This is a genomic window from Dyadobacter diqingensis, from assembly GCF_024220585.1.
Taxonomy (GTDB): domain Bacteria; phylum Bacteroidota; class Bacteroidia; order Cytophagales; family Spirosomataceae; genus Dyadobacter; species Dyadobacter diqingensis.
Genome location: NZ_JAMXKF010000003.1, coordinates 347,063 through 363,284 on the forward strand (window position 1 = coordinate 347,063; position 16,222 = coordinate 363,284).

Annotated in this window: 16 protein-coding genes and 1 riboswitch; of the genes, 8 read left to right on the plus strand and 8 right to left on the minus strand. The window is 43.5% G+C overall.

The genetic code is table 11. The features are described from left to right. Positions 1–12 precede the first annotated feature (12 nt). A complete protein-coding gene (locus M1L62_RS10635) occupies positions 13–1,356 on the plus strand; it encodes a DEAD/DEAH box helicase (protein WP_254413017.1) in 1,344 nt (447 codons plus the stop codon). Between the two features lie 70 nt (positions 1,357–1,426). Beyond that, positions 1,427–2,167, plus strand: a complete 741-nt coding sequence (locus M1L62_RS10640) for a tetratricopeptide repeat protein (protein WP_254413018.1) — start codon at positions 1,427–1,429, stop codon at positions 2,165–2,167. An 80-nt stretch (positions 2,168–2,247) separates the two neighbouring features. Here M1L62_RS10640 and M1L62_RS10645 read toward each other — a convergent pair whose 3' ends face one another. Together M1L62_RS10645 and M1L62_RS10650 are read right to left on the minus strand one after the other, a co-directional pair. Further along, positions 2,248–3,324: a YncE family protein gene (locus tag M1L62_RS10645; RefSeq protein ID WP_254413019.1), complete on the minus strand. Its 1,077-nt coding sequence runs from the start codon at positions 3,322–3,324 to the stop codon at positions 2,248–2,250. 85 nt (positions 3,325–3,409) lie between these two features. Further along, positions 3,410–5,338, minus strand: coding sequence for a TonB-dependent receptor plug domain-containing protein (locus M1L62_RS10650; RefSeq protein WP_254413020.1), 1,929 nt, complete (start codon positions 5,336–5,338; stop codon positions 3,410–3,412). A gap of 60 nt (positions 5,339–5,398) precedes the next feature. Next, a riboswitch (cobalamin riboswitch) is annotated at positions 5,399–5,602 on the minus strand. Positions 5,603–5,693: 91 nt separating this feature from the next. Here M1L62_RS10650 and M1L62_RS10655 point away from each other — a divergent pair. Further along, entirely contained in the window at positions 5,694–6,611 is a 918-nt protein-coding gene (locus tag M1L62_RS10655) for a DMT family transporter (RefSeq protein WP_254413021.1), read from the plus strand. 14 nt (positions 6,612–6,625) lie between these two features. Here M1L62_RS10655 and M1L62_RS10660 read toward each other — a convergent pair whose 3' ends face one another. Next, the gene (locus M1L62_RS10660) at positions 6,626–6,991 is read right to left on the minus strand and encodes a glyoxalase superfamily protein (RefSeq protein ID WP_254413022.1); all 366 of its coding nucleotides are present in this window, start codon (positions 6,989–6,991) and stop codon (positions 6,626–6,628) included. A gap of 149 nt (positions 6,992–7,140) precedes the next feature. On the opposite strand from M1L62_RS10660, the gene M1L62_RS10665 reads away from it, so the two are divergent. Further along, entirely contained in the window at positions 7,141–7,701 is a 561-nt protein-coding gene (locus tag M1L62_RS10665; protein ID WP_254413023.1) for a thioredoxin family protein, read from the plus strand. A gap of 116 nt (positions 7,702–7,817) precedes the next feature. Here the strand turns inward: M1L62_RS10665 and prfA are convergent, their stop codons facing one another. Next, on the minus strand, positions 7,818–8,891 hold the full coding sequence (prfA, locus tag M1L62_RS10670; protein ID WP_254413024.1) for a peptide chain release factor 1: 1,074 nt from the start codon (positions 8,889–8,891) through the stop codon (positions 7,818–7,820). Between the two features lie 203 nt (positions 8,892–9,094). On the opposite strand from prfA, the gene M1L62_RS10675 reads away from it, so the two are divergent. Both M1L62_RS10675 and M1L62_RS10680 read left to right on the plus strand, forming a co-directional pair. Then, positions 9,095–9,667, plus strand: coding sequence for a hypothetical protein (locus tag M1L62_RS10675; RefSeq protein WP_254413025.1), 573 nt, complete (start codon positions 9,095–9,097; stop codon positions 9,665–9,667). A 49-nt stretch (positions 9,668–9,716) separates the two neighbouring features. Then, positions 9,717–10,322 (plus strand): hypothetical protein, encoded by a 606-nt coding sequence (locus M1L62_RS10680; protein WP_254413026.1) that lies wholly within the window; start codon positions 9,717–9,719, stop codon positions 10,320–10,322. On the opposite strand, the gene M1L62_RS10685 is transcribed toward M1L62_RS10680, so the two are convergent. Next, positions 10,317–11,837, minus strand: coding sequence for a GH3 family acyl-acid amido synthetase (locus M1L62_RS10685; protein WP_254413027.1), 1,521 nt, complete (start codon positions 11,835–11,837; stop codon positions 10,317–10,319). The two genes, M1L62_RS10680 and M1L62_RS10685, sit on opposite strands and share 6 nt — an antisense overlap. Before the next feature lie 171 nt (positions 11,838–12,008). Between M1L62_RS10685 and M1L62_RS10690 the strand changes: the two genes are divergently transcribed. Then, a complete protein-coding gene (locus M1L62_RS10690) occupies positions 12,009–12,938 on the plus strand; it encodes an SAM hydrolase/SAM-dependent halogenase family protein (protein WP_254413028.1) in 930 nt (309 codons plus the stop codon). A gap of 71 nt (positions 12,939–13,009) precedes the next feature. Here M1L62_RS10690 and M1L62_RS10695 read toward each other — a convergent pair whose 3' ends face one another. Beyond that, complete coding sequence (locus tag M1L62_RS10695) at positions 13,010–13,291, minus strand: hypothetical protein (protein ID WP_254413029.1); 282 nt, start codon at positions 13,289–13,291, stop codon at positions 13,010–13,012. 129 nt (positions 13,292–13,420) lie between these two features. On the opposite strand from M1L62_RS10695, the gene M1L62_RS10700 reads away from it, so the two are divergent. Then, positions 13,421–13,846 (plus strand): hypothetical protein, encoded by a 426-nt coding sequence (locus M1L62_RS10700; RefSeq protein WP_254413030.1) that lies wholly within the window; start codon positions 13,421–13,423, stop codon positions 13,844–13,846. Here the strand turns inward: M1L62_RS10700 and M1L62_RS10705 are convergent. Continuing rightward, positions 13,843–14,730 carry an aldo/keto reductase gene (locus M1L62_RS10705; RefSeq protein ID WP_254413031.1) on the minus strand — a complete coding sequence of 296 codons (888 nt, stop codon included), beginning with the start codon at positions 14,728–14,730 and terminating at the stop codon, positions 13,843–13,845. The two genes, M1L62_RS10700 and M1L62_RS10705, sit on opposite strands and share 4 nt — an antisense overlap. Positions 14,731–14,915: 185 nt before the next feature. Continuing rightward, complete coding sequence (locus tag M1L62_RS10710; RefSeq protein WP_254413032.1) at positions 14,916–16,070, minus strand: T9SS type A sorting domain-containing protein; 1,155 nt, start codon at positions 16,068–16,070, stop codon at positions 14,916–14,918. Between the last annotated feature and the right edge of the window lie 152 nt (positions 16,071–16,222).

The window sequence follows — 16,222 nt, forward strand, 5'->3', positions numbered from 1 at the left end:
TACCTTTGCGCGATGCAAACTACGCAAAATAAATTTGAGCTATTCAAGCTTAACCGTCAATTACTCAATGCCATTGAAGAAGCAGGCTACGCGGAGCCTACACCAATACAGGAACAGGCAATACCTTTGGCGCTTGCCGGACAGGATATTTTAGGGATCGCGCAGACAGGAACCGGTAAAACCGCCGCTTACACATTGCCTTTACTCATGCGTATCAAGTATGCGCAGGGAGAGCATCCGCGTGCCTTAATTCTGGCCCCGACGCGGGAGCTCGCCATGCAGATATCCGAGGCTATTATTCAGCTTAGTAAATATACCGACATGCGTACGGTTGTGCTTTTTGGCGGAATTGGGCCGAAAGCGCAGATTGATGCTATCCGGAAAGGGGTAGATATTATTGTAGCTACACCGGGCCGGTTTATGGATTTGTATCTGAAAGAGGAAATCGTTGTGAAATATATCAACGTCATGATTCTGGATGAAGCCGATAAAATGATGGATATGGGTTTCATGCCTCAGATCCGCAGGTTTTTGGAAATTCTTCCCCGCAAACGGCAGAATATGCTTTTCTCGGCAACTTTCTCGGATAAGGTTGAGCGTCTTTCTTTTGAGTTTCTCGAATATCCTACCAGAATTGAAGTGACACCGCAGGCAACAACAGCCGAGCGGGTTACCCAGGTGCTTTACGAACTGCCGAACTTCCGCACGAAAATCAATTTGCTTACGTACCTGCTGAAAGATGAGGAAACGTTTAACCGGGTCCTTATTTTTACAAGAAGCCGGGAGGTGGCTGGTCAGGTGCATGGTTATCTGCTGAATACGGTCGTGAAGGAAAATGAGCTTCGCGTGATTCATGCCAACAAAGGCCAGAACACCCGGACCAACGCGATGGACGCGTTTCGGGAAGGTTCGGTGCGTGTTATGGTAGCAACGGATGTGGTGGCCAGAGGTATCGACATTACCGAAGTGAGCCACGTGATCAACTTTGATGTGCCGCTGATCTACGAAGATTACGTGCACAGGATCGGAAGGACGGGACGTGCCAATACCGTAGGCCAGGCGATAACCTTTATGACCATCGCCGATGAATATCACATCGCGAAAATCGAGAAGATGATCCGTATGGAAATTCCGCGCGAAGAACTTCCCGACGAACTGGAAATTGCCAAGACACCAGTAGATGAGCGGCAGATGATGCTTCGTGAAATTGATAACCAGAAAAGGAAGGAAGATCCCACCTTTTTGGGGGCATTTCATGAAAAAAAGAATGCGCATCTGTTCAAAGCTAAAACTACGTCGAAGACCAAAGACACGGGCCGTCGAAGAACTGCTACAAAGCGAACTAAACGCAAATAATACAATACGATATCCAATATTTCCGTTTAACTTGGACAATAGAAAAACCTGTTTCTCTATTTTTTAATTTATGAAAGAATCCGTTGTTATTTGGTTTGCTCTTTTAATCCCTGCTCTTGGGTTAGCTCAGGAGAAACATTTGGCAAGCGCGGCACCGATGTCTGATACCAATATCTCACAGAGACGACCGCTTGAATTAAAAGAGAAACGTGTGTTACCACTGTTTGGAGAACAAAGTAAAAACTCCGAACAGATCGATGAAGAGATACGCTTTCTGAGTGATTGCGATAAATCTTTTAGCAGCAGAATTGAAGCAAGTAGTTTTTTTTCAGCGCGTGCCTGGGAATATCTTCAGGAAGGATCTCTGGACACGGCGTGCTACCGTTTTAATCTGGCCAATTTATTAAATGATAAAAATGTAGAGGCTTACTGGGGACTTGGTGTTGTTTGTTACCAAAAAGAAAATTGGGTCGATGCCAAGCGGATGTTAAGTCGCGGAGTGAGTATTCAGTCAAATAATGTGCCTTTACTGGTGGACCTTTCCACGGTAGATCTGAAACTTTATGCCATTAACAAGCGGCAGGAGGAACTGGATGAGGCATTTAAATTACTTGAAGATGCGGTGGCGCTTGACTCCACGTATGCTTTGGGGCAGTACAATCTGGCGTTGGTGCATTACAACCGAAATGAGCCGGAGAAATCCTGGGAGCACCTGCATAAGGGGCGAATGCTGGATTTTAACCAGATCAATTTTGAATTTATAGAATTACTTAAAGCTAAACTTCCTGATCCTCAGGGATTTTTTAAGTGATAGAATAAATAATCAAGCTTAGCGAAGTAATTCAGAGAAGTCAAGTTTTCAAAACTTGACTTCTCTTTTTTTTGCCTGAACTATCTGAAATAAAAACTGGTCGGAGCAATACCTACTTTCACCGAATCAACCAGGGTTCCGTCCGAACGGAGACGAAGTGTGTAACCGGATTGTGTATAACTTGGCGCCACACCGGCATAAATCAAACCTTGCAGAGGATCTACGGCCAATCCGGAAAAAACTCTCTTTGCAAAAGGTGTTGTGATGTTTACCTGCGTATCGGTAATGGAGAATTTGTAAGTTTCACCATGTGCTTCGTAATCGTAGGAAAGCACAAAATATATCGTTTTAAGATCGGGGGCCATGGCAAAATGGCCTGCCGTTTTAGCCTTGTTGTTGCTTATCGACAAAGTCGTTTCAATTTCATAGGTATCGGCATTAAGTCTGAATAACTCTAGGCCTGCCTGCACCCATAATTTATTATTGATATCAATTCCAATCGGGTTCGGTTCTGATTTGAATGTAATGGTTTTGGTTACAGCATCGGTGGTGGTGCTGATCACCGAGAGATTTCTTCCGCCACTGAATGGGTAGTCGCCGACAAAAACTTTGTCTTTGTATAAAACCAGATTTTCAGGCCCCTTATCCGTATTGATTTTTTTAGTAACCTTTTTGGTGGCCAGGTCTACCACGGCAACATAACCAACAGGATAACTGTAATCCGAATTAAGCGTACCCCAGTTGGTAATATAAGCCTTGGTGCCACCAACCGAAATTACCTCCCGCGGATTTTCAATATCCGGTGCACCGATTGATCCTTCGGTTACGAAAGTATTGGCGGTTACAATTTCGATTTTATCCGAACCGGGGTTCGAATTGTCGACCAGAATTAATCCGTGGTCACCAGCCACAGCATAACCCTGAACACCTCCTTTAAAATTACTGCCATTGACAAGGGAAAATACGTCGATGTCGGCAATGTTTTTTTCTCGTGACAAGAAAGAAATACTTCCGTTGTTCTGTGAATAATTTCCTTCATTTCCTACAAACACGCCCTGTACATAAGTACCCTTCGGCGCAGGATCACTTTGATTACATGACCATGCGATCGCAGCTATAAGTGTTACGGTTAAAATTCTTGTTAGTGGTTTTCTCATTGTTACGGTATTAAAATAATCGATTGAAAGTGATTTTGTTAGCGTTATTGGTCTTAATGGATTAATCCGCGCAGGATTCCCTGTCTTACTTTTCCGGCGTTTTGGCCGATAGTACCAGGCTGATGGCAAAACTACGTCCGGGCATGGAATTTCCGTTAATGGTTTGGTAAAAAGTATCGTAAATATTGTTGATTCTGCCCTGTAAAGAAGCATTGGCAAAAGACCAGCTGAAATTTGATTCCAGAATCAGATTTCCCAACACATATCCATCGGTTGATTGAATATGGTCAGCCGTTGTATACCGTTTGGAGACAGCCTGAAACTGTTTGGTGATACGAAACCATTTGTATCCGGCAAACATAGTGATATTGCCGGAGTGAACCGGAATGTGCGGCAGCTGTTTTCCAACAACGTCCACGGCGTAAGCGTCGTATACTTTTTCCTGCGATGTCTTGGTAAGCGCATAATTGATATTGCTTCCAAACTTCCAGTATTCCCAATTACCCTTCCAGCCCAGTTGCAGTTCAGCACCGCTTGCAATGACCATCTGGAGATTTTCAACGTTGAAGTTATTAGCGGGATTCCAGTAAGTCCAGTTATCAATTTTGTTATGATAAACGCTGATATTACCAGTGAACGAATGAATTTTATTCAGACGATAAACACTCTCTGCTCCGATTTCTTTGTTAAACCCGCTTTCCGGTTTGATATCCGGATTTCCCAGAATCTTCCAATACCGCTCATTCAGCGTCGGTACACGGTAGCTTCTGCCAACCGATCCTCTTAATTTAATTGTATAGGGTTTGTCCTGAACCAAACGATACTCGACACCAAAGGAAGGCGTAAATGGCGGATTATAACCCGTTACAAATGCCTGTCGCAGATTTACGGAGGTTAATAACCTTGGGGAAATTTGCCAGCGGGTTAATACAAATAAATCTCCGCGGTTTTCAGTGATCACGGGGCGCTGGTAGTTTTCCACCTGCGTTTTATAGTGCGTGAATTCACCGCCGGTCTGAACCTGAATACTGCTGCCGGATGAGCCAACTTTCCATTCCAATGTACGCTCTCCCCGAATTCCCAGGCGGTCCGTAACTGCGTGATCCAGCTTGGAATAATCGCCAACGGCATAATCAATCACATCCCGGACCCACGAAGTCCGCACAACCCAATCCTCAAACTGATAGCGGAGCATGGTTCTGGACGACTTGATTCTGGTAAGTTCCCGGCCCGCCAGGTTTTGGGGATTGGTGGTCAAAGTATTTTCTGTCAGCCAGACGTGCGCCGACAATTCATGTTTTTTACTGGTAAAAAAGAGATCCTGTACCAGGCCTTTCTGAAATGTTTTCGAACGAATAATTTCAATGCCACGCCGAAGCGTCTCGCGGTAATCATTATTCATTCGGCCGTCATACACTGCCGTTTTTCCCGAAAAGCTCCATTGACTGTTGAGACTGGTGCCATATTTTAAGGTTGCCAGAGTCTGGTTGTTGCGGAAACTTTCCTGTTGCCGACCGATCATTACCTGCAAACCTGCCTGCGGTTTTGAACTTCCCAGTATAATACTCCCGCCGACCGCATCGGTTCCGACAACGCTCGCCGAGGAACCATACTGAACAGAAAGCTGATCGAAACCTGCCACCGGGATTGTCGAAAAATCCGTTTGTCCGAGCGTTGGCAGGTTAATGTTTAATCCATTCCAAAGTACAGCCGTATGGTTGGCCGAAGTCCCGCGAAATGCCACGGTTGCCAGCTGGCCGGGGCCGTAATTTTTTAAAAGTATGGGTGTGTTTAAAGAAAGCAAATCCGTGATGTTCCGGAAACGAAATTGTTCCATTGTCACCGAATCTACTTTCTGGATTTTGAGCCCGCTCATAAATCTTTCCGGTGCGAAACCGTAGACTGTGATCGGTTCCAGATGGACGGAATCCTTCTGAGCAACGACCTTTTCAGCAGCAGCAAGAAATACAGAAAGTCCGGTGATCAGACAAAAAAAGAGTTGTCTGTTAAGCACCTTGAAAGAATAAATTAACCATAGCCGAAACGATTAAATGACTTTTCCTCCGAAAATCAAAACGTTGAATTATTTCTGGCAGGTCTCCTGGCTCGTCTTGTTGATCTTGTGCCTTCCCGTTTGTGACAGTGGCATTGCAGATTGAGATCAATGTTGGTATAAGACTCACAGTTGCGGGGACAGCTCCCGTTTTTCGCGGGATTCCCTTTTAAGCCATAAGGTTGATTCGAAGCAACTTCTGGCACCAAAAACATTGCAAAGGTAAATAATTATTGTGGTCCAAACACCAGACATTCTTAAAGTAGATACTTCACTTGCAACCGGATAAGTTATCTTCGCGTAAAATTTCGATAATTTGTCAAGTCGCGCAACCACCCGTTTATTGCTTTCAGCCCCGCAAAGAGGTGTTCTTCTCATGTTGGGAGCTTCATTTTTCTTTGCGCTGATGTCGGCTATTTCCAAGTGGCTGGGGCGCGATTTTCATATCGTACAACTCGTTTTCTTCAGGAATATTGTCGGCGTACTTTTTATCGGAACAAGTATTTTGCAAAGGCCGATGAAGCAAAAAGGAGGGAAGCTGGGGCTTCTCGTTTTTCGCGGTGTGGTCGGAACACTTTCCCTTTATCTGCTTTTTTACGCGATCCGTACGCTGGGACTGGGGCGCGCTTCCACCTACCAGTATACTTACCCGATTTTCCTGGCCTTCCTTTCCTGGTTATTATTGGGCGAGAAATTAAGTGCCAGAGAGTGGATTGCCATCCTGCTGGGTTTTGCGGGGATATTATTTGTATTTCGTCCGGACCTTTCGATGTCGCTGAAAAATCACGCGCTGGGACTGGGAAATGCCTTGCTGACGGCTATTGCATATCTGGCGATACGACAGCTCGGTCAGGTCTATGATACCAGAGCCATCGTTTTGTCTTTCATGTTAAGCGGGATTGTCCTGCCAATATTTTCGATGGTGATCGGAACTTACTTTCCGCATGACGGGCTGGATTTCCTGATCGGGACTTTCAAATGGCCGGTGACACTGGCACATTGGGTGGGATTTCTTGCGCTGGGTGTTACGGCCATGATCGGCCAGATCATGATGACCCAGTCTTTCACGTTCGATAAAGCGGGTCGCGTAGCAGCGGTGGGTTATTCCAATATACTTTTTGCGTTGTTCCTTGGGTTATGGATGGGAGAAGCTGTGCCGACTATTCCCATCATGATTGGCATGGTGCTGATCATTAGCGGAGGGTTACTCGTTTCTTTATCTAAACAAAAATAACCGGTTATCCGCGATCATTTATTGGCTTCGCTAAAAAGCAATTTATTCCCAAACGGATCGGTAACCTCCATTGTTTTGGCATTCCAGGGCGCGTCTTCCAGTCCGGGCCGGTTGAACCGGTAATTCATTTCGAGCAATTCTTTGTGATATTCTCGCAAACCCGTGCATTCGATAAAAACCTTGCTACCGGGTGTGCAGTCACCATGGTGTTCCGTTAAATGAAGCACAATAGCGCCCTTGGATATTTGCAGGTATATTGGGAAATTCTCACCGTATCGGTGCGTCCAGTCGATATTGAAGCCAAGCCAGTCAATGTAAAATTCCATTGCTTTTGCTTCGTCGAAAATCCGGATAAGCGGTATTACTTTGCTGGCTTCCATAGGGAATCGTGTTGTGCAATAACCAGTTTGGTTTTATTCCGGCTGATGCGTTCCTGTATCGTTTTCACTTATAAATTTGCCGTAATATTTCGTCTTTAAAAATTATTTAGCAGAAATCTTCGTTCCTTAGCAGTACGCACAGACCAACTATGAAACGACTTACTTATACATTTATTTTTTCCTGTATTCTGTTTACGGGATTAACCGGTTTTCGCACGGATTCTACACCAGCGAAAGGAGAGGAGATTCAATGGCTGACCATTGAACAGGCGTATGCGAAAATCCAGAAGGAGCCGAGAAAGGTACTTATTGATATTTACACCGACTGGTGTGGTTGGTGTAAAGTGATGGACCGCGAGACGTATAAAAATGCGGAAGTGATCCGTTATATCAACGAAAAGTTTTATGCTGTAAAACTCAACGCCGAACAACCGGAAGCGATAACGATCGGGAAACAGAAATTTGAATTTTTGCCACAGGGTCAAAAAGGTGTGCATCAGATAGCACTGGCACTGACGAACAATCAGCCGAGTTATCCGACAACCGTTTTTCTGGATGATAAATTTCAAATGATCCAGCCTTTGCCGGGTTACATGAAGTCAAAAGAATTTCATGAAGTGATCACGTATTTTGGTGAAAATTTTCATAAAAAAGAATCGTTTGAAGATTACAAAGCAAAAACGTACAAAACGATTTATACAGGCAAGTAATTAAAATACAAAAAGGAAATGGGGTAATTGATGGGTTTTGCCATCAATTACCCCATTTTTTATTGATCAGGAATCCGACTCATCATCCCCAAGGGATATCCTGTTTATAGCAACTATCAGATCATTTCACCTTCCTGCATTCTCTCCGCATTTTCCGCGATACGCAAACGCTCGATAAAATCGCCAATATCACCTTCCATTACCGCCTGTAAATTATAAACGGTATGACCAATGCGGTGATCTGTAATACGGCTTTGCGGGTAGTTGTACGTACGGATCTTGTCAGACCTGTCACCGCTTCCTACCATCGATTTACGCTGAGAACTTACTGCGTCGTTATGCTCTTTCAACTTGATCTCATAAAGACGTGAGCGCAAAACGCCTAAGGCTTTGTCCTTGTTTTTCAACTGTGAACGTTCATCCTGGCAGCTCACCACCAATCCGGAAGGAATGTGGGTAAGACGTACCGCCGAATATGTCGTGTTAACTGACTGTCCACCCGCACCTGATGACATAAAGGTATCAATGCGGACATCATTCATATTGATCTGAACATCAACCTCTTCTGCTTCCGGTAAAACCGCTACCGAAGCAGCCGAAGTATGGATACGGCCCTGAGATTCTGTTTGTGGTACACGCTGAACACGGTGAACACCGGATTCAAACTTCATTTTTCCATAAACATCTTCCCCCTCAACCTTACAGATAATTTCTTTATATCCCCCGTTGGTTCCTTCTGTGAAGTCCATGATGGAAGATCTCCATCCCATTTTTTCAAAGAAACGCTGGTACATACGGAACAAATCACCCGCGAAAATCGCCGCTTCATCACCACCGGTACCGCCTCTGATTTCCAGAATAATGTTACGGCTGTCGTTCGGATCTTTCGGGATAAGCAATTCTTTGATAATCAGCTCCATTTCTTCCATCTTTGGAAGAAGGTCATCCAATTCCTCTTTCGCCATCTGACGCAGCTCCTCGTCCTTTTCAGTGACAATCATTTCTTTCGTTCCGGCAATATCTTTTTGAAGCTTTTGATAAATTGCATATTGTTCTACAATCTTGCCCAAATCCTTGTATTCCTTGCTCAGCTTGGAATATTTGGAAGAATCGGAAACGATCTCAGGTTGTATAATTTGTTGCGAAACTTCTTCGAAACGTTCTTTTATGGCTTCTAATTTATCTTGCATATCGCTTTAATGTCTTTTGGCATTGCATATTCGGGCGACAAAGATACGCATTTTAGGTTGAAGAATGTTTTTCGTAGGTTCGTTGTCTGTTTTGAATTAGAAAGTTGTAAATAATGTTGAGAGAAAGAACGCCATATTTGACCCTTTTTCCTGAAAAATACCTTTTCAAATTCCCGGTGGGCTGTAATTTACTAATAATGAAAATGAACCATTTTATCTGTTGCCTGATTTTTTGCCTATTGCTGGCGGGGTGTAATAATAAGCGTGTGGAAAATACCAAGGAATTGTCCAATGAGATCAAAGCTTCCAAGATAGTCAGGGTGACCAATACGCAGCTTATTTACACTGTGGATGAATGGGGCAAAAAAATCTCAAAACTGGCACAAAAATCGTTGGACGAGGCGTTAACAAAGAATCCTGAAAAGGCTGGTGAATTGTGTAAAAATCTATCCCAGATTCCGATTATCGGTGCTTTGGAAAAGGAGTATGGTGTCAAAATTTCATTGTTAAGTGCCGGCGATACAAAGAATCCAGGCTTGGATAAAAAGGAGCAGGAGCTATTGGATGCCTATTTGTACAGTGCCAAAAACAATTCGCCGCTGAGCGATAACGTGCAGCCATTGAATGATACGCTGGTGGTGTACAACCTGCCGGCTGACCCGAAAATTTGCAAGGCTTGCCTGGGAGACCAGATTCCTTCTTTTGCGCTATGGCGGTTATTATTTGACAAAAAGGAGGTTTTGAGAAAAGTGGATGTAAAAAAATTAAAAGATTGATTGGATCAATTTTTGTTGGCGTAATGACTGAATCAAAATTGCTTTCGTTATGACTGCCTCAAATTCACCGGTAACAGAAAATTTCGATCATTTTCGGGAAAACAAGAAAATCCCGAAAGTGATTGAGAATGAAATATTAAAAGCACTTTCTTTTTATCCCGAGCTGCAAAAGGTACCGATTGATTTTGTGTTCAAGCAAAACATTAAAAAGTCGGTTATGCAGGCGCAGCCGCAAATCGGGACAATGTTTTTCCGAAAAGAAAAGTGGGCTTACCAGATTAATATCAGTGCTTTATTCAAGCTGACGCATACCGCCATCCCCATTCACCATATCCCGACGGACATTATGATCGGATGGATTGGGCATGAATTGGGACATATTATGGATTATCATCGCCGTAATCTCTTCGGGATGATCCGTTTTGGGTACGGTTATCTTTTCTCGACAAAATATATCCGTCGGGCCGAGAGAGTGGCCGATACTTTTGCGGTCATGCACGGATTGGGTTATTATATCATTGAAACTAAAAACTTTATACTGAACCACGCCGAACTGCCCGAACATTACAAACAAAAAATTGCCCGTTTGTACCTTTCGCCGGATGACATTGTGGAACAGGTAAAATTATTGGAAACGCAGAGGCCGGTATTATAATTTGGGCCGCACAAATGCCTCGAATTCCAGAAAATCGGCTTCTTTCATCACCCTTGGAATTTTCACCTGCCCGCCGAGTTTTTTGGTTTCCTCACTCCATTGATGGAAAATGGCTTCGGGAATCAGTACGACTTCGATCCCTTTCAAAGCTTTGCCCCGTGCCACTTTGTAATTTTTATTTGTGTTTTGTAAGGCGTCATCCAATGTTTCGGAAACTTTTGCGGAATCAGGGAATTTGTCGGAACTGATATACCATTTGAGAATGTATTCATCATTTTTATGGATTGCCGCGACGATAAATTCGGTCATGACCACATCATAATCCTGCTCCAAAACGCGGATGGCATCATTCATCTGATTGACTGAAAGTTGCTCGCCGACTACGTTCAGGTAATGTTTTGTTCGACCGGTAATCTTTATTTCAGCGCGTGATTTATCTGTGATCGTCACCGTATCTCCGATCATATAACGCCAGGCACCGGCTACCGTGGAAATTAGCAGAACATATTCCACGTTTTCCTCCGCATTGCCCAGATGGAAAATGTTGGCGTCAGGTTTTACCAAACCGTCCTCGTCAATATTGTTTTCATTCATAGGCACAAATTCAAAAAAGATACCGTTTCCGGTAAAAAGTGCCATGGATGAGGTTTCAGGCCTTTTTTGAATCGCAATAAACCCTTCGGACGCGAGATAGGTGTCGATGTAAATCAATGGACGAGCCAATAATTTTTCCAGACTTTTCCGGTATGGCTCAAAAGCTACGCCGCCGGTTGTGTAGACCTGAAGATTGGGCCATATTTCGTGGATGTTATTCAGCTTATGATATTTTATAATTTCTTTCAGCATCAGCTCGACCCAGGCAGGAATGCCGGATAAACAACCAATATCCCAGTCAGCAGCCTGTTCTGCAATTTTTTTAACCTTTTCGTCCCAGTCTTTGATATCTGCAATTTCACGTCCTGGTTTGTAAAATCCACTGAACCAGCCCGGGATATTACTTGCGCTTATTCCGCTGATTTCACCTTCAAGATGGTCGTCTTTTTCAATCAGATTTGTGCTGCTGCCGAGCATCAGGATTTGCTTTTCAAAAAAGTCTGCCGGCAAGTTGAAGACATTAAGGTTCATAATTTCCTGGATGCCGTTTTTTCTGATGGCGTCAACCATCTCATCGGTCACCGGAATATGTTTGCTGTGGCTTGTGGTGCCGCTGCTTAATGCAAAATATTTTTGTCCGCCCGGCCAGGTCACATTCTGATGCCCTTTGAGCAGATAATGCCACCAATCGGCGTTCATTTTATCATAGTCGTGTACGGGCACCTGTTGTTGAAAGGAGGAAATAATATCCTCACCAGTCAGTATTTCCTTAAAATGATAAGCCTTGCCAAATGCGGTGAATTTTGCCTTTTCAAGTAAATCTTTCAAAACTTCCGCCTGATCCTTTATTGGATCGGGATCGCTCATAATATAACCTGAAAGGTCAATCGCTTTTTTGATCAGCTCGCCAATAACTGCCATGGGAATTTCAATTTTTGAAGTGAGTAGGTAATACTCGCAGCAGATTAAAAAGCTGTGCCAGTGATAGATTTATCAAGAGGAATGTGGCCATAACCCTTTTAATAATAAATTTACGGCAATGCTGCGAAGCGAGTTTTTACATAATGCAACCAACCCAATGCGGAAAACACTATGACGGCAATATTCTTTTCTTCTTTCTCTGACAGGACAAAAAAAGCCTGCGGGATTTTTATCCTCTTGTTATTGACTTTTTTTAACACGTTTGCGCAAAACAACATCCTCGTTTTCCAATCCGATTTCGGGTTAAAGGACGGCGCGGTTTCTGCGATGAAAGGTGTTGCGATGGGCGTTTCTCCGGATCTCAAATTGTTTGATGTTACGCACGAGATTCCTGCTTATAATATTTGGGAGGCCTCTTATCGTCTTGTTCAGACGGCACCTTACTGGCCGGCAGGTACCGTTTTCGTTTCCGTTTGTGATCCTGGTGTGGGCACGGACCGCAAATCGGTTGTATTGCTGACCAAGTCAGGGCATTATTTTGTCACGCCTGATAACGGAACGCTTACCTTAATTGCAGAGCAACTGGGTATTCAGGAAGTACGGGAAATTGATGAAGCGAAAAACCGACGGAAAAATTCCAACGAATCTTACACCTTTCATGGACGTGATGTGTATGCTTTTACCGGTGCGAGGCTTGCTTCGAAAACCATAACCTATGAGCAGGTGGGGCCGAAATTGCCGGATCAGGTTGTGATGATACCTTATCAGAAACCTTCTTTCGAACAGGGAAAAGTAAAGGGAACAATTCCCATTCTTGATATTCAGTATGGTAACGTGTGGACGGACATCGATAAAAAACTTTTTAACCAGCTGGGAATTAAAATTGGCGATGTTATAAAAGTTCAGGTATTTAACGGAACTGACAAAGTTTATGAAGGTACCGTTAAGTATGTCAATACCTTCGGAGAAGTGAAGGAAGGGGCCGATGTGGGGTATTTTAACAGTCTGCTTAATTTTTCACTGGGCGTAAATATGGCCAGCTTCTCAGAAAAATATAAAGTTATGAGCGGGAATACGTGGCGCGTTGTTTTAAGCAAATAAAAGCAAAAGGCACTCTGTAAAGAAAAAACCTGTTCGCGAGGAACAGGTTTTCAAAACTCTTTTCAAAAATATTATAGCTTTTTGGCTTCTGCCTTTACTTCGGCGCCCACTTTATTGGCTACTTTTTTGGTGCCGTCGTAGGCCTTTTCAGCTCCTTCACCCACTTTCTCGGCTCCTTTTTTCACTCCCTTACCCACTATTTTTGCATCTTTTTTAATTTCAGCGCCTACTTTTTTTGCAGTGGCTTTTGTGGCAGCAACTGCTTTTTGTGTTTTGGTAGAGTCCGAATTCTGTGCGAAAGAAACAGTGCTTACCGCTAATACCAAAGCAGCGAAAATAAATAATTTTTTCATGTTCTTTTGTGTGTTTTTAGATAGTTACATACTGCGATTACAACGAGAAACTTTGAGGATAAGTTTATCTGACCGGTTAATAATTATTCTTATTTCGATTAAAAGAGCAATTTTAATCTTTTTGGTGCCATGGAGAATGAAAAACGCGAATTTTGGTGCTGGCCGGTATTTTTTGCAGCCATGACTTATTGTATTTTTCTATTTTACGAATCCTGTAAAAGAGAGCGTGAAGTCTGGGATAGCAGCCAGGACATTCGCGTGCAGGTGATCGATAAACGATTGGGGCATAAAAGCAGAGACAATAAAATCGGGATCAGGCATGGCGTGATCCCGATTTATGTGTATGCAGGCAAAAGATGGTTCAGGCAGGCGAAGATCGATTCCATGACGACCGTCAAGTATAGCGCGAAATACCATGCTTACATGGACCCCAATCACAGATTCAGTGCGGATAAAGGTTTTCTCTGGTTCCTTATCGTCATGGATCTGATTATTCTCTGGCGATCGATCTGGCTTGGCCTGTACATCTGGTATTGGAAACAGCCCGGAGTTTAGTCAGGTTTTACTTTTCCGGTTACCTGATATATTTCATACCAATCCTGATGTGTGAGTTTGATATCAGATGCGCTCGCCGCATTTCTGATCCTTGTTTCAGACAAAGAGCCGACAATTGGCAAAGTGCCCAGCTTCATCAGCCATGCAACCGCGGTTTGCTCGATATTGGCATCGTATTTTTTCCCGATTTCTTCCAGTTTGGCACGTAAAGCAACTGCTTTTTCATCGGTCCCGTCCAAAATCCGTCCACCTGCCAATGGCGCCCAGGCCAATGGTTTGCTGAAACACTGTTTGATAAAATCAATACGGCCGTCTTCGATGGCCGTTGTGTTCATCAGGTTAAGCTCAATGTGGTTTGTAACAATGGGGATGCGCAGGAATGACGCAAGCAGCTGATGCTGAAAAACTGAGAAATTGGCAACACCGATGTGTTTCACTTTACCAGATTTCACTACTTCGGCAAGCGCTCCGGCAGTTTCCTCAGGATCAGCAAGAAAATCGGCGTGCTGCAAAAGAAAAATATCCAGGTAATCGGTATTCAGTCTTTTCAACGAACCATTCACACTGCTTACGATGTGATCTTTGGAAGTGTCGTAATATTTAAAGCTGCCATCATCCGATTTACGGATGCCGCATTTGCTGAAAAGAACAATATCTTCTCTTTTGAAAGATTTGTTTTTGATGACCTTACCGAAATGCTCTTCCACTGTAAAATCACCATATATATCGGCGTGATCAAAGGTATTTATACCAAGCTCCAGACACAGGTTAACCGTTTTTTCAATGGATGTAGTCGTTGCCGCACCTTCATCTTTCCATCTCCAGAAACCGTAAATTGCTTCAGATACTTTTGGGCCAGAATCACTTAAACTAACTTTTTTCATTCGGTGGTATTGGTTGGATCAAGGTGCAAAAATACCCTAATTTTAAAAATAGCAATCCAATTTTTGAGATACTGGCTGTTTTGAATAAAGTTATGACAAATGCCCGATGGACAAATAAAGCTCCTGATTCTGTTTCAAGAACCTCGGAGCTTCTGATTAAGGGTTGTATTTTGACGGAACGACGTTTATTCGACTACCACCCTAAATGGTTTTGAAGTCGATGAATTATCCGTACTAATTACTTTCAAATGATATATTCCAGGCCTGATTAGGCCTTTGGGGCTAATGACAAAAGAATTGGGAGTTTTTCCGGAAAGAGGGGTGTCAATGGGGATTTCTGCACCGGAGGCATTATAAAGCTTAAAATGACCTGATATTTTACCTGATGTTGATACCGTGAAATTTCCTGTGTTTGGATTGGGAAATATAAAGGAATCTTCTCCGGGATCAGCGTTAACGGCAATAATCCGTGAAAACTCAAAGCTCCCGTCCAGATCAAGTTGTTTCAGACGGAAATAATACGTTTGTCCCGGATGGACATCGGTATCTTTAAAACTATAATCAGACCTGTTTTTCACGGTTGATTTTCCATCGACATAACCTATCGTTTCAAAATTGACCGCGTTACTACTTCTCTGAATTTCGAAACCCTGATTCTGTTCTTCCCAGGCCGTCGACCATTTAAGAGCGATTACATTTTCCTCAATAGCTCCTTCAAACGAAATTAGTTTGACCGGCATTGGATTGCTCACAGTTCCGTTTATAATAATATTGTCGAGTCTTATGGTACCGCCTGTGGACGCTCTGGCCGCTCCAAGGTCTGACCGCTGTGTGCCATAAGGATAAATTCTAAAAGTTATGGTGGCGCCCAGTGCGGTAGAAAAGTCTGCGAAATCCCAGACCGTTGTTGCGCCTGGTGTTGTGGTGGTGTTGGGCGCTGCTCCCCAGTTCGTTGAAGTGGCAAAACCATCGGTGCTGTAACGAATTTCCAGCTGATTCGGCGCGGAGGCGCTGCCTTGGCGGAAGAAACTTAATGAGGTAAGGTTTAGCTGATAACCGGGTGCCGCCGTTACTGAAAATTCAATATAGGAATTGTCGTTAATGGCAGCTGTATTGTTCAGTGTCGTTGAGTTGAAGGCATTGGCGAACATGGTGCAGGTCATCGTGCTCCGGGTTGCCGCTGTACCGGTGGCATTCGCATCCATGACTGGCACATTACCTGCCGTCGGACAGGCAGAAGCACCGGTAAACGAATTTTGATAGATCTGGGCGAAAGACAGGACCGGCAGCAATGCGGTGATCGTAAACAGTAGAAACTGTTTAAAGTAAATTTTTTTCATAATAGTGTGTATATAATGTTAGTGGTTAACGGAATGAAATTAACCAAAAGAAAATGCAGAAAATAGTAATATTGAATATTAGATCAGGTTTACTCAATATTTGATTACGGTATTCTTAATGCGCATATTTTATTCGTTTTAAGCGCTTTTTT

What these genes read in the sequence shown, in the direction of transcription:
- M1L62_RS10635 (WP_254413017.1), top strand. Translation starts at nt 13, where the DNA reads ATGCAAACTACGCAAAATAAATTTGAGCTATTCAAGCTTAACCGTCAA.
- M1L62_RS10640 (WP_254413018.1), top strand. Translation starts at nt 1,427, where the DNA reads ATGAAAGAATCCGTTGTTATTTGGTTTGCTCTTTTAATCCCTGCTCTT.
- M1L62_RS10645 (WP_254413019.1), bottom strand. Translation starts at nt 3,324, where the DNA reads ATGAGAAAACCACTAACAAGAATTTTAACCGTAACACTTATAGCTGCG.
- M1L62_RS10660 (WP_254413022.1), bottom strand. Translation starts at nt 6,991, where the DNA reads ATGGAAGCCAGCAAAGTAATACCGCTTATCCGGATTTTCGACGAAGCA.
- M1L62_RS10665 (WP_254413023.1), top strand. Translation starts at nt 7,141, where the DNA reads ATGAAACGACTTACTTATACATTTATTTTTTCCTGTATTCTGTTTACG.
- prfA (WP_254413024.1), bottom strand. Translation starts at nt 8,891, where the DNA reads ATGCAAGATAAATTAGAAGCCATAAAAGAACGTTTCGAAGAAGTTTCG.
- M1L62_RS10675 (WP_254413025.1), top strand. Translation starts at nt 9,095, where the DNA reads ATGAACCATTTTATCTGTTGCCTGATTTTTTGCCTATTGCTGGCGGGG.
- M1L62_RS10680 (WP_254413026.1), top strand. Translation starts at nt 9,717, where the DNA reads ATGACTGCCTCAAATTCACCGGTAACAGAAAATTTCGATCATTTTCGG.
- M1L62_RS10685 (WP_254413027.1), bottom strand. Translation starts at nt 11,837, where the DNA reads ATGGCAGTTATTGGCGAGCTGATCAAAAAAGCGATTGACCTTTCAGGT.
- M1L62_RS10690 (WP_254413028.1), top strand. Translation starts at nt 12,009, where the DNA reads ATGACGGCAATATTCTTTTCTTCTTTCTCTGACAGGACAAAAAAAGCC.
- M1L62_RS10695 (WP_254413029.1), bottom strand. Translation starts at nt 13,291, where the DNA reads ATGAAAAAATTATTTATTTTCGCTGCTTTGGTATTAGCGGTAAGCACT.
- M1L62_RS10700 (WP_254413030.1), top strand. Translation starts at nt 13,421, where the DNA reads ATGGAGAATGAAAAACGCGAATTTTGGTGCTGGCCGGTATTTTTTGCA.
- M1L62_RS10705 (WP_254413031.1), bottom strand. Translation starts at nt 14,730, where the DNA reads ATGAAAAAAGTTAGTTTAAGTGATTCTGGCCCAAAAGTATCTGAAGCA.
- M1L62_RS10710 (WP_254413032.1), bottom strand. Translation starts at nt 16,070, where the DNA reads ATGAAAAAAATTTACTTTAAACAGTTTCTACTGTTTACGATCACCGCA.